The sequence below is a fragment of the Billgrantia sp. C5P2 genome, from assembly GCF_051062895.2.
The window spans coordinates 927,111-939,886 of record NZ_CM128542.1; the positions used below are offsets into that span (position 1 = coordinate 927,111).

General features: G+C 63.4%; 10 protein-coding genes. 8 read left to right on the forward strand and 2 right to left on the reverse strand.

Features of this window, described 5'->3' with window-relative positions; all coding sequences use genetic code 11:
• The first annotated feature begins 25 nt into the window (after positions 1–25).
• The 5 genes from ACRWQA_RS04410 to ACRWQA_RS04430 all read left to right on the forward strand — a co-directional run bounded on the left by ACRWQA_RS04410 (position 26) and on the right by ACRWQA_RS04430 (position 6,959).
• Positions 26–808 (forward strand): enoyl-CoA hydratase, encoded by a 783-nt coding sequence (locus ACRWQA_RS04410; protein WP_434230123.1) that lies wholly within the window; start codon positions 26–28, stop codon positions 806–808.
• A gap of 49 nt (positions 809–857) precedes the next feature.
• A complete protein-coding gene (locus ACRWQA_RS04415) occupies positions 858–2,045 on the forward strand; it encodes a CaiB/BaiF CoA transferase family protein (RefSeq protein ID WP_263580997.1) in 1,188 nt (395 codons plus the stop codon).
• Positions 2,046–2,108: 63 nt separating this feature from the next.
• A complete protein-coding gene (locus ACRWQA_RS04420) occupies positions 2,109–3,317 on the forward strand; it encodes a pyridoxal-phosphate-dependent aminotransferase family protein (RefSeq protein WP_263580996.1) in 1,209 nt (402 codons plus the stop codon).
• A 35-nt stretch (positions 3,318–3,352) separates the two neighbouring features.
• Entirely contained in the window at positions 3,353–6,349 is a 2,997-nt protein-coding gene (locus ACRWQA_RS04425; protein WP_434230126.1) for an FAD-binding and (Fe-S)-binding domain-containing protein, read from the forward strand.
• Between the two features lie 85 nt (positions 6,350–6,434).
• Positions 6,435–6,959, forward strand: a complete 525-nt coding sequence (locus ACRWQA_RS04430; protein ID WP_263580994.1) for a gamma carbonic anhydrase family protein — start codon at positions 6,435–6,437, stop codon at positions 6,957–6,959.
• A gap of 66 nt (positions 6,960–7,025) precedes the next feature.
• Here ACRWQA_RS04430 and ACRWQA_RS04435 read toward each other — a convergent pair whose 3' ends face one another.
• Entirely contained in the window at positions 7,026–8,729 is a 1,704-nt protein-coding gene (locus ACRWQA_RS04435; RefSeq protein WP_434230129.1) for an L-lactate permease, read from the reverse strand.
• A gap of 358 nt (positions 8,730–9,087) precedes the next feature.
• On the opposite strand from ACRWQA_RS04435, the gene ACRWQA_RS04440 reads away from it, so the two are divergent.
• Entirely contained in the window at positions 9,088–9,795 is a 708-nt protein-coding gene (locus tag ACRWQA_RS04440) for a glutathione S-transferase N-terminal domain-containing protein (RefSeq protein WP_263580992.1), read from the forward strand.
• A gap of 127 nt (positions 9,796–9,922) precedes the next feature.
• The gene (locus tag ACRWQA_RS04445; RefSeq protein WP_263580991.1) at positions 9,923–10,276 is read left to right on the forward strand and encodes a phasin family protein; all 354 of its coding nucleotides are present in this window, start codon (positions 9,923–9,925) and stop codon (positions 10,274–10,276) included.
• 71 nt (positions 10,277–10,347) lie between these two features.
• On the opposite strand, the gene ACRWQA_RS04450 is transcribed toward ACRWQA_RS04445, so the two are convergent.
• The gene (locus tag ACRWQA_RS04450) at positions 10,348–10,959 is read right to left on the reverse strand and encodes a phosphoribosyltransferase (protein WP_434230132.1); all 612 of its coding nucleotides are present in this window, start codon (positions 10,957–10,959) and stop codon (positions 10,348–10,350) included.
• Between the two features lie 319 nt (positions 10,960–11,278).
• Between ACRWQA_RS04450 and ACRWQA_RS04455 the strand changes: the two genes are divergently transcribed.
• Positions 11,279–12,706, forward strand: coding sequence for a uracil-xanthine permease family protein (locus tag ACRWQA_RS04455; RefSeq protein ID WP_434230134.1), 1,428 nt, complete (start codon positions 11,279–11,281; stop codon positions 12,704–12,706).
• The last annotated feature ends 70 nt before the right edge of the window (positions 12,707–12,776 follow it).

Here is a 12,776-nt window from a genome sequence, read left to right on the forward strand (position 1 = left end):
GCCCGACGATTTGAGGAGGATTCATATGGCGGATTCCTTGATCTTCCGGCGCGAGGACAACCTCGCCTGGATCGGCTTCAACCGGCCCGAGAGCCGCAACGCCATGACCTGGGAGATGTACGACGCGCTCGAGGCCTGTTGCGACCTGCTGGCCGAGGACGGCGACATCCAGGCGGTGGTGCTGCATGGCGTTGGCGGCGAGGCCTTCGTCGCCGGCACCGATATCGCCCAGTTTGCCCACTTCGACGCTCCCGAGGACGCCATCGGTTATGAGCGGCGTATCGATCGGGTGCTGGGCAAGCTGGAGCGCTTGGCCAAGCCCACCATCGCCCTGATCGAGGGCGCCTGTGTAGGCGGCGGGGCAGCCCTGGCATTGGTCTGTGACTTCCGCTACTGCACGCCGTCGATGAAGTTCGGTGTGCCCATCGCCAGGACGCTGGGCAACACCCTGTCGATGACCAACGTCTCGCGGATGGTCGACATGATCGGCGTGGCTCGCACCAAGGAAGCGCTGATGATGGCCAAGCTGTTCGATGCCGAGGAGGCTCGGCAGGCGGGGCTGGTCAACGGCGTCTTCGCTGGCGAAACGATCGTCGAGGAGGTGACTGCCATCGCGGCCGAATTCGGCCGGCGCGCGCCACTCACCCTCCAGGCCAGCAAGGCGCTGGTGGGGCGGGTTCTGGAGGCGCGCAGGGCCGCCGCGGATGCCGGTGACGACTGGGTTACCACCTGCTACATGAGCGGCGATTTCCAGGCGGCAGTGAACAAGTTCCTGCACAAGACACCCTTCGAGTGGACCGGCCGCTGACATTGGCGCGTCGAGGCAGTCCCGCGAACACACAAGCGAGGTGAAGCCCATGCTTCCCCTGGAAGGACTCAAGGTACTGGACGTTTCCCAGATCATGGCCGGCCCCTACTGCACCATGGTGCTGGCCGACATGGGGGCCGAGGTGATCAAGGTCGAGAAGCTCAACGGCGGCGACGACAGCCGTCAGATGGGCCCCTACGTCAACGACGAATCGACCTGCTTTTCGCAGATCAACCGCAACAAGAAGAGCATCTCGCTGAACCTGAAGGATGAGCGGGCCAGGGAGATCTTCTATCGCCTGGCCAAGGACGCCGACGTCATCGTCGAGAACTATCGCACCGGGGTGACACGGTCGCTTGCGATCGACTACGACACCATCAAGGCGATCAATCCCGGCATCATCTACTGCTCGATCTCCGGCTACGGACAGACCGGGCCCTACAGCCATCGCGGCGGCTTCGACCTGGTTGCCCAGGGCATGACCGGCCTGATGTCGATGACCGGCGAACCGGGCCGACGGCCGCTGAAGACCGGCATCGCGGTTTACGACATCGGGGCGGGGATCACGGCCGTGTACTCGATCCTGGCCGCTTACATCCACAAGATGACGTCCGGCGAGGGGCAGCACATCGACATCGCCATCACCGAATGTGGCCTGCCCTGGTTCACCTGGGAGGCGGCTGCTTATTTTGCCGAGGGCAGAGTCCCTGGACCCACCGGTTGGCGGCATCGTGTATCGGCGCCCTATCAGGCGGTCAAGGCCAGCGACGGTTACATCATGCTGGGCTGTGCCAACCAGCGTACCTGGGAGCGCTTCTGCCGGGACGTGCTCGAGCGCGAGGACCTGATGGCCGAGCCGCGCTTCCTGACCAACCACGATCGTGGCCAGCACGTCGAGGAACTCGAGGCGGTGCTGGAGGAGATCATGGTCGAGCGGGACATGAACCACTGGCTGGCGCTGTGCGACAAGGCCGGCGTGCCGGCCGGACCGATCAATGACTTCGCCCAGGCCATGCAGGACGAACACTATCTGGCCCGCGGCATGGTGCAGGAGATGGAGCACCCGGTTATCGGCAAGATGAAGACCATCGGCTTTCCGAGCAAGTTCTCACGAACCCCATCGCAGATCCGGAGCCCGGCGCCGCTGTTCGGCCAGCATACCGACGCAGTATTGGCGGAACTTGGCCTCTCCGCGGAGCAACTCGAGACGCTGCGCGACGCCGGTTGCATCAAGTAGTTTTTTGCTGTCTGGAAGTGAATTCATTATCAAAAATGCAAAATTGTCTTCGGAGGTAGTCGCATGTTGAATCTCGATTTCCATCCATCCGGTCGTCACTTCCTGCAGATACCCGGCCCCTCGCCGGTGCCGGACCGCATCCTGCGTGCCATGAGCCTGCCGACCATCGACCACCGCGGCCCGGAGTTCGGTGCCTTGGGACGCACGCTGCTGGAAAAGATCAAGAAAGTCTTCAAGACCGAGAACCCGGTGATCATTTACCCGGCTTCCGGTACCGGTGCCTGGGAAGCGGCTCTCTCCAACACCCTGTCCCCGGGCGACCGGGTGCTGATGTTCGAGACCGGTCACTTCGCCACTCTATGGCACATGATGGCACGACGGCTGCAGCTAGAGCCCGAGTTCATCGGTTTGCCCGGTTATGAGGGCTGGCGCCACGGCGTCCAGGCCGACATGATCGAGGCACGCCTGAAGGAAGACACGGCCCATGAGCTCAAGGCCGTCTGCGTGGTCCACAACGAAACCTCCACCGGGGTGACCAGCGATATCGCCGCCGTGCGTCGCGCCATCGATGCTGCCGGCCACCCGGCGCTGCTGCTGGTCGATACCATCTCGGGCCTGGCCAGCGCCGACTATCGGCATGACGAATGGGGCGTGGACGTGACCATCTCCGGCTCCCAGAAGGGACTGATGTTGCCTCCGGGGATCAGCTTCAACGCCGTCTCCGAGCGGGCCATCGAGGCGAGCCGCCACAACCGCATGCCGAAGAGCTTCTGGGCCTGGGACGAGATACTCGAGGCCAACCAGAACGGCTACTGGCCCTATACCCCCAGCACCAACCTGCTCTACGGGCTCAACGAGTCGCTGGACATGCTGCTGGAGGAGGGGCTCGACCAGGTGCTGGCTCGCCACCAGCGCTGGGCCGTCGGCGTGCGCCAGGCGGTCGAGGCCTGGGGTCTTGAGATCCAGTGCCAGGATCCTGCCGTCTATTCACCGGTGCTGACCGGCGTGGTGATGCCCGAAGGTGTCGATGCCGACGCGGTGCGCAAGCTCATCTACGAGCGCTTCGATCTGTCGTTGGGCACCGGGCTGGGCAAGGCCAAGGGCAAGATGTTCCGCATCGGCCACCTGGGCGACTGCAACGACCTGACCCTGATCGCCACTTTGGGCGGCTGCGAGGCGGGCATGAAACTGGCCGGAGTAGAACTCAAGGAGAGTGGCGTCTGCGCCGCGCTCGATTACTTTGCCAGCCATCCGCTGAAAGGCGACCGTTGACCATCGGCTTTGATCAGCACGGCTAGGAGGGAAGCATGACGTCCCTGAAGGAGAACACCCGGTCTGGGGATGCCCGGATCAAGCCGGTCACCGATTTGGCCGCCCGGCTTTCCCGGGAGCTGCAAGGCGAAGTGCTGTTCGACCATGCATCGCGGGGCCGCTACTCCACGGATGCTTCGATCTACCAGGTGATGCCGATCGGGGTGGTGATCCCACGCGACCAAGAGGACCTGAAGCTGGCGCTGGACATTGCCCGCGATGCCCGGGTACCGGTGCTGGCGAGGGGAGCCGGCACCAGCCAGTGCGGCCAGACGGTTGGCGAGGCAGTGGTGATCGACAATTCCCGTTGGCTCAACCAGATCGTGGAGTTCGATGCCGAGGCGCGTACCGTGGTGGTCGAGCCGGGCGTCGTACTCGACCACCTCAATGCCTGGCTCAAGCCCCATGGCCTGTGGTACCCGGTGGACGTTTCCACCAGTGCCCAGTGCACCATCGGCGGCATGGCCGGCAACAACTCCTGTGGGTCGCGCTCGATCCGCTACGGCAACATGGTGCACAACGTACTGGGCATCGACGCCTGGCTCGCCGACGGCAGAGAAGGCGAGTTCGGCTTCCTCGATGAGCTCCCCGACAGCGGGCCGGTGCGGGAGCTGGCGGAGAGCGTCAAGGCGATCGCCGCGGGTGTGGCCCCGCAGATCCGCGAACACTTTCCCAAGGTGCTGCGGCGAGTGGGCGGTTACAACCTCGACATCTTTCAGTGCCAGAACCCCAAGCCCTACGATGCCGAGGGCCGCGCCAACCTGGCCCACCTGCTGGTGGGGTCCGAGGGCACGCTGGCGGTCAGCCGCCGCGTCACGTTGAGGCTCTCGCCGCTACCCGAGCACAAGGTACTCGGCGTGGTGAACTTTCCCACCTTCTATCAGGCGATGGATTTCACCCAGCATATCGTCAAGCTCGACCCCACCGCGGTGGAGCTGGTCGATCGCACCATGATCGAGCTGTCGCTGGAGAACCCCGCGTTTCGTCCGGTGATCGAGAAGGCTCTGATCGGCCGGCCCCAGGCGGTGCTGCTGGTGGAGTTCGCCGGGCCTGAGCGCGAGGCGCAGCTGGCATTGCTGGCACGCCTCAACGAACTGATGGCCGACCTGGGGCTGCCGGGGAGCGTGGTCGACATGCCCGAGCCGGCCGAGCAGAAGGCGCTGTGGAACGTGCGCAAGGCGGGGCTCAACATCATGATGAGCATGAAGGGCGATGGCAAGCCGGTCTCCTTCATCGAGGATTGCGCGGTGCCGCTCGAGCACCTGGCCGAGTATACCGACAAGCTGACCGAGGTATTCCATCGGCATGGCACCGAGGGCACCTGGTACGCCCATGCCAGTGTCGGCACGCTGCACGTGCGGCCGATCCTCGACATGCGCCGCGATGGCGCCGAGAAGATGCGCGAGATCGCCGAGCAGGCTTCGGCCCTGGTGCGCGAGTACAAGGGGGCCTACTCGGGGGAGCACGGTGACGGCCTGTGTCGCGGCGAGTGGGTGGCCTGGCAGTTCGGACCCACCCTCAACGACGCTTTTCGCGAGATCAAGCAGCTGTTCGATCCCGACAACTGCTTCAACCCGGGCAAGATCGTCGATACGCCGAAGATGGACGACGAGCGCTACTTTCGCTTTGCCAAGGACTATCAGGCGATTCCGCTGACCCCGGTACTCGACTGGTCGGCCTGGAACGTCAAGCGTGACCCGCTGACCGGCGAGCAGACGCCACCGGGCTCGGGTGGCGATGCCACTCATGGCCTCGCCATGGCGGTGGAGATGTGCAACAACAACGGCCACTGCCGCAAGTTCGATGCCGGCACCATGTGCCCCAGCTTTCGCATCACCAGAGATGAGCAGCATCTTACCCGCGGGCGTGCCAACACGCTGCGACTGGTGCTGTCCGGCCAGCTCGGTGACCAGGGCCTGGCCAGCGACGACGTCAAGGAAGCGCTGGACCTGTGTGTGTCCTGCAAGGGCTGCAAGCGCGACTGCCCGACCGGCGTCGACATGGCCAAGTTCAAGATCGAGGCGCGTACGGCTCGGGCAAAGGTCAGGGGGCTCTCGCTGCGCGATCGGCTGGTCGGCGAGATGCCGCGCTACGCACCCTTGGCGAGCCGGCTCTCTGGCTTGCTGGGAGCCGCCGAGCGGCTGGCCTTCGTCTCGCGGCGAGTCAAGCAGGCGCTGGGGCTGGCCGAGCAGCGCGACTTCCCCCAATTCCGTGGCAACTTCCTTGCCGAAGACCATGGCCGATCGGCGCAGGCGTCCCGTGAGGTACTGCTGTTCGTCGATACCTTCAACAATTACATGGAGAGCGAGAACGCGCGTGCCGCCAAGCGGGTGCTGGAGGAGGCCGGCTACCATGTGCATCTCAACGTCAAGCCGGGCGACCGCCCCTTGTGCTGCGGGCGCACCTACCTCTCCTCCGGCCAGTTCGACAAGGCCAAGGCCGAGGCGAAGCGCTCCCTCGACCATCTGCTGCCCTTCGTCGAGCGCGGCGTATCGATCGTCGGGCTCGAACCGTCGTGTCTGCTGAGCATGCGCGACGAGTTCCTGCAGTATGGCTTCGGCGATGCGGCACGGCGACTTGCCGAGTCGGCCCTGTTATTCGAGGAATTTCTGATCGAGGCGTATGACGCGGGCGAGCTGTCCCTTGAACTCAAGTCGGTCGGTCACACACGAGCATTGCTGCATGGCCATTGCCACCAGAAGGCCTTCGATGCCTTGCGTCCGGTCGAGCGGGTGCTCGCCTGGATACCGGGGCTCGAGGTCGAGACGATCGCATCCTCGTGCTGCGGCATGGCGGGCAGCTTCGGCTACGAGGCGGAGCATTACGAGGCCTCGATGAAGATGGCGGAGCTGACGCTGTTGCCGGCGATTCGTCAAGCCGACGACGATACCGTGCTGATTGCCGATGGCACGAGCTGTCGTCACCAGATTCGCGACGGCGGCGGACGCGAGGCGGTGCACCTGGCGCGTCTGCTGGAGAAGGCGCTGGCCTGAGGGAGGTGAGCATCCTTGTGCAGGGTGGTTTCGTCATGCGCGCCGTCTAGTATGGCTGTAGCACGAACCGGAATGAGGGAAAGCAATGGCAATCTACCAGTATGGCGAGCATCGGCCGCAGATAGGCGAGGAAGTCTACGTGGCCGAAACCGCCGACGTGATCGGTCAGGTGACGCTCAAGCGACAGGCCAGCGTGTGGTACCAGGCGGTGCTGCGCGGCGATACCGACCACCTCGAGGTCGGTGAACGCAGCAATATCCAGGACGGTGCTGTGCTTCACGCCGATCCCGGTTTCCCACTCAAGGTGGGCAATGACGTGACCGTGGGACACCAGGCGATGCTGCACGGCTGCACCGTCGGGGACGGCAGCTTGATCGGCATCCAGGCAGTGATCCTAAACGGCGCCGTTATTGGCAAAAATAGCCTCGTGGCTGCCGGGGCGGTGGTCAAGGAAGGGGCAACCTTTCCCGACAACTCGCTGATCGTCGGTGCGCCGGCCAAAGTGATCCGAGAGCTTTCGGCCGAGGCGGTCGAAGGGATGGCGAAGAATGCCTCGGGCTACGTCGAGCGCGGCAGCCGGCATGCACGCGAACTCAAGCGCATCGATTGAGCTTGGCAGAACACGAAAGAGCCCCGCATCCATAAGGACGCGGGGCTCGTGTTTGATACGGGTTTGTCAGCCGCCGACTTGCATCAGCGGATCCGATACCCCGAGGACATAGAAGGCTATCAGGCCGATCAGACCGGTGAAGATCAGGTAGTAGAGCGTTGGCAGGATCGTCTTGCGGATGGTCTCGCCCTCTCGGCCCAGCAGGCCGACGGTGGCCGAGGCCGCAACCACGTTGTGGATGGCGATCATGTTGCCCGCCGCGGCGCCGACGGCCTGCAGCGCGACCATCATCGCGGTGGAGACACCCAGCGCGCCGGCCACGTTGAACTGGAACTCGGCCAGCATCAGGTTCGACACGGTATTCGAGCCGGCGATGAAGGCACCCAAGGCCCCTACGGCGGGAGCGAAGAAGGGATAGACGTCGCCCACGCTGTCGGCCACGAACTGGGCCATGGCCACCGGCATCGACACCAGGTCGGCGGCATTGACACCGGAGTTGATCAGGATCCGCACCATGGGGATGGTGAAGATGAGCACGAAACCGGCGCCGAGCAGGGTGCGCGAGGATTCTCCGAAGGCCGCCCTGAGTTCGCCCAGGCGCATGCGATGCAGCACGGCGGTGACCAGCACCACCATCAGCAGGATGCCGCCCGGCAGGTAGAGCGGGGCGATGCTGCCGGAGACACCCGTTTCGCCGAGAATGTTGCTCCAGCCGAAGGCGAAGGCGTTGAGCGCCTCGCGCAGCGGGTCGATGACGCGCGAGGCCACCAGGAACAGGGCCAGCAGCACGTAGGGCAGCCAACCCATCCAGGTGGAGAGGGGCGTCTTGCCGGCGATGTCGTCGATCTTGATCTCGATCTTGCCGATCCAGCCGGCCGGCCAGGCGCTGCGTTCGGGGAAGTCCCAGGTATCCTTGGGCAGCAGGAAGCCGCGCCGCGCCGCCGGCACGACGATGGCAAGCCCTACCATGGCGCCGATCATCGACGGGAACTCCGGCCCCAGCAGTACGCCGGCCAGCATGTAGGGAACCACGAAGGCTACGCCAGTGAAGATGGCGAAGGGCGCAATGGAGAGACCTTCTTTCCAGGAGCGGTTGGCGCCGAAGAAGCGCACCATGATCACCACCATGATCAGCGGCATCAGGGTGCCGACGATGCCGTGCACAATGGCGACTTCCGCCGCGATCAGGCGGAAGTACTCGAGCCAGGTGTAGCCGCCGGCTTCGAGCTGCTCGGTGATGGCGCTGGCGTTGACGCCACCGGTGACGCCGACCACGATCGGCGTGCCCACAGCACCGAAAGAGACAGGCGTGGACTGGATCATCATGCCCACCACCACGGCGGAGAGAGCCGGGAAGCCGAGTGCGACCATCAGCGGTGCGGCCACGGCGGCGGGTGTACCGAAGCCCGAAGCGCCCTCGATGAAGCAGCCGAACAGCCAGGCAACGATCAGCGCCTGTACGCGGCGGTCGGGGCTGATGCCCGAGAAGCCGTTGCGGATGGCCGCGATACCGCCGGAGTGCTTCAGCGTATTGAGCAGCAGAATCGCGCCGAAGATGATCCACAGGATCGAGACAGTCAGGATCAGCCCCTGGAAGGTGGAGGCAAGCACACGGTTGAAGCTCATTTCCCAGGCGAACAGCCCGATCAGGGCCGTGACCACGAAAACGATAGGCATGGCGGTTCGGGCAGCCATACGAAAACCGATCAGCAGCACGCCGGCCAGTATCAGCGGCGTGAAGGCGAGTAGCGCTAGGGTCGTGTCCGTCATGACGTTTCCTCGGATGTCTCCTTGTTTGGGGCCGGCAGGCCAAGTCATCGGCAGGCAGGTGGAACAGTTGCCGATAGCGGAGGCAACGATACGAAGTGCGAACGGAAGTTGCCATCCTTGGGTAATTGGTCTTACCAATATGATTTCTGGGTTCCAGGCTGGTTGATCTCGTTTATCGCATTGAATTTAAAAAAGATGCGGGGCGAGCGAGAGAGTTTTACGGCCCTCGGAGGCCATTCGTTATTAGACTAATGGACAGGTTTTTCTCTGAGGAGTAGCCGGGTACGGCCTGGTTGGCATCCCACCGGAAGGCTGGCACTATCCGGTGACGACAAAATGACTTTCACCAGGAGGCGTCATGGCAAGGGTTCTCTTCGATCTCTGCGGCATCGACGAAGAATTGCGTTTCTCGCCCTACTGCTGGCGCGTTCGTTACGCGTTGGCCCACAAGGGGCTCGAAGTCGAGACGCGCGCCTGGCACTTCACCGACAAGGCAGCACTGGCCTTTGCCGACTACGACAAGGTGCCGGTACTGGTCGATGGCGAGGAGACGGTCACCGACAGCTACGCGATCCTGCGCTATCTGGACCGTGCTTACCCCGAGGCGCCCTTGCTGGGCGAAGGGGTGGCCGAGGCTCGGGCCCGCTTCTTCAAGCACTACGCCGAGCGTGCCCTGCATCCGGCCATGATGCGCACCATCATCATGGACCTGCTCAACGCCATCGATCCCAAGGATCGTGGCTACTTCCGCGAGACCCGCGAGAAGCGCTTCGGCAGAACTCTGGAGGAATTCCACTCTCCGGCCAAAGGGCTGGCTCAGCTCGACGCTGCGCTGGCACCTCTGCGTGGGCAATTGCAGGAGAGCGACTTCCTCGACGGTGACGCTCCGGCGGCGGCCGACTACATCGTGTTCGGCGGTTTCATGTGGGCGAGAGTGGTCTCCACCGCCGATCTGGTGTCCAACGCCGACCCGGTCCATGGCTGGGTCGAGCGCATGCTCGACCTGCATGACGGGCTGGGGCGAAGGGCGATGCGAATTACCGATCTCCAGGGGAGCTACCGCTGAGTCGGGGCAAGGGAGAACCCGCATGCTGCGTTGCAACAAAAAATGTTGCAACGCGGAAATCGAGCTGCTATGTTGCATTGCAACAAGGCGCATTCCTGCCTTGGCAACGCAACGTAGGAGGTGTTCCATGAGCAAGACTCAAGATAAGGCAACCCAGCAGTTGGAAAGCCTGTTCTTCGCCCCGGCGCGTGCCTATGGCTCGCTGACCCTGGAATATTACGAGAAGCTGCTGTCGGCACAGTTGGAAGCCTTCCGCAGCTACTCCGACCTGAGCCTGACCCAGGCCCGCGCATGGGTCGACGTCAAGGACTCCGAGGGCCTCAAGCAGGTCTTCGAGACCCAGCAAAAAGCCGCCAAGGAACTTGGCGAGCGTCTGCAGGGCGACACCAAGAAGGTCGTCGACCTGAGCCAGGAGTTCATGCAGAAGGGTCAGCAACTGGCCGAGCAGAACGTCAAGGCTGCCAGCGCCGCGACCAAGTAAGTCGCAGCCTGCGCTAGGCACGAGAAGGCCGCTACCCGCGAGGGTGGCGGCCTTTTCCTTTGCCGGCTCAATCAGTTTTCGAGTAGCTCCATCACCTCGTCTTCCTCGACCTGGCCGAAGTCGGCGTAGAACTGGCCGACCGCCATGAAACGCTGCGGGACATCCAGGCAGACGACTTCGTCGGCAACCTCCTCCAGCCGGGCGACGGCGCTGGGCGAAGCCACCCCCAGTGCGGCGACCAGGCGTTTGGCGCGCCCCCTCAGGGTCTTCAGCGCGGCTTCCATGGTGGCGCCGGTGGCGCTGCCGTCATCGACGATCACTACCACGCGGCCCTCGGGCGGAATCGGCGGGCGGACGGGGCTATAGCGTTGGCGTCTCTGCTCGAGCAGCTTGCGCTGCTGCTCAGCCTCGCGCTCCACCGCCTCTCTCGAGAAATGCGACGCGGCCTCGTCGAGCTTCATGGTGCCGTCCTCGCTGATGGCGCCGATGGCAAACTCGGGGTTCCCCGGGGCACGTATCTTGCGTACCAGCACCACATCGAGTTCCCCGTCGAGGGCATCGGCCAGGTAGCGTCCCATGGGCACCCCGCCGCGGGGTATGGCCAGCACCAGCGGATTGGAATCCTTCAGGTGGGAAAGACGCTCGGCAAGCAGTTCTGCCGCGTCCAGTCGATCACGAAACATGTCGCTCTCCTTCTCCTCCGCTCTCGAACTTCTCCCAGTGTAGCCGGACCTTTCTTGTGAGAGAGGCGGTACCGGACGGCAGGATCGGGAAAAGCGGGAGAAAGAGGTGGAAATAATTTCTGTATACAATAAATTAATGTACTGTCGCCTATTATGATGCGATTTGAAGTACATTTTTGACCAATCGGACAGGAAATACGAGTCGCAGCAAGCGCTGACAGCTTGGCATGTATGCGGAAAGCCTCTTGGCCGCAATTCAAACAAACAACGGCACCCTGGCTTTCCGTATACAGAAACACAACAACGACTGGATGGATCCATGCGAAAGATTCAGAACACTTCGATATTCGACTTCCATGGCCGGCCCTCACTGGCGAAGGCATTGCCTCTGTCGCTACAGCATGTGCTGGCCATGATCGCCGGGGTCATCACGCCTCCGATCATCATCGCTGGCGTGGTGGGCGCCACGCCGGAAGAAAAGCTTTTACTGATTCAGGTCGCGGTGCTGGCCTCGGGGGTCTGCACGCTGTTCCATCTTTATGGGGTCTGGAAATTCGGCGCACGGCTGCCGGCGATCTTCGGTGTGGGTTTTGCCTACGTGCCGACATTGATCGCGGTGGGTGCGCAGTATGGCATCGAGGGAATCCTCGGCGCCCAACTGATCGGCGGCATCACCATGATGGTGGTGGGTTATTTCATTCAGTACATCCGCCACCTCTTTCCGCCGGTAGTGGCGGGTACGGTGGTGCTGGTCATCGGCCTGTCACTCTACGATATCGCGGTGCGTTACATGGCCGGCAGTGGCAACGTCGACGCCCCCGATTTCGGCGATCCTCAGAACTGGATCGTGGGCCTGGTAACGCTGGCCACCGTGCTTCTTGCATCTCAGTTCGGCAAGGGCGTCATCAAGCTCTCGGCGATCATCGTCGGCATCCTCGTCGGCTACGGGCTGTCGCTGACGCTGGGCATGGTCGATTTTGCTTCGGTAGCCCAGGCCAGTTGGGTGTCGGTGCCCCAGGTCATGCCCTTCGCCATGGAGTTCCATGCTTCGGCCATCGTCGCCATGGTGGTCATCTGCGTGATCAATTCGGTACAGACCATCGGCGACCTGTCGGCGACCACCGTGGGCGGCATGAATCGCGAGCTGAAGACGCCGGAGCTGACCGGCGGCCTGCTGGGTAACGGCCTGACCACGATGGCGAGCGCCTTCTTCGGAGCTCTGCCCACCTCCACCTTCAGTCAGAACGTGGGCATCGTGGCCATGACCAAGGTGATCAGTCGCTTCGTGCTGGCGCTGGCCGGTGGCTTCATGCTGCTGGCAGGGTTCAGTCCCAAGTTCGGCGCGATCATGACCACCATTCCCTATCCGGTGCTCGGCGGGGCCACCATCACGGTGTTCGGCATGATCACCATGACCGGCATCAAGCTACTGATCAAGGATGAGCTCTCCGCCCGCAACATGACCATCGTAGGCCTGGCGCTGGCGCTCAGCCTGGGTATTGCCGAGGTGCCGGCGGCGATCGAGCGTTTTCCCGAGTGGTTGCAGAACCTGGTAGGCGGCGCACCCATCGTGGTGGCCGCCATTACCGCCTTCGTGCTCAACCTGCTGCTGCCGAACGTTACTCTTGAGGACGAGGCCAGGGAGCGCGAAGCCATGGCGCGTGCGGATGCCGGCAGTGCCAGCCCCACAAGCGGTCATCCATTGAAGGAGGCGGGGCAGGGTCGACACCATCGTCCCTCGGCGTGACCCGTCGAACCCGGAACGCAACGACCCGCGGCGCTCATCGCGCTGCGGGTCGTTGCATGAGTCGCAGTGT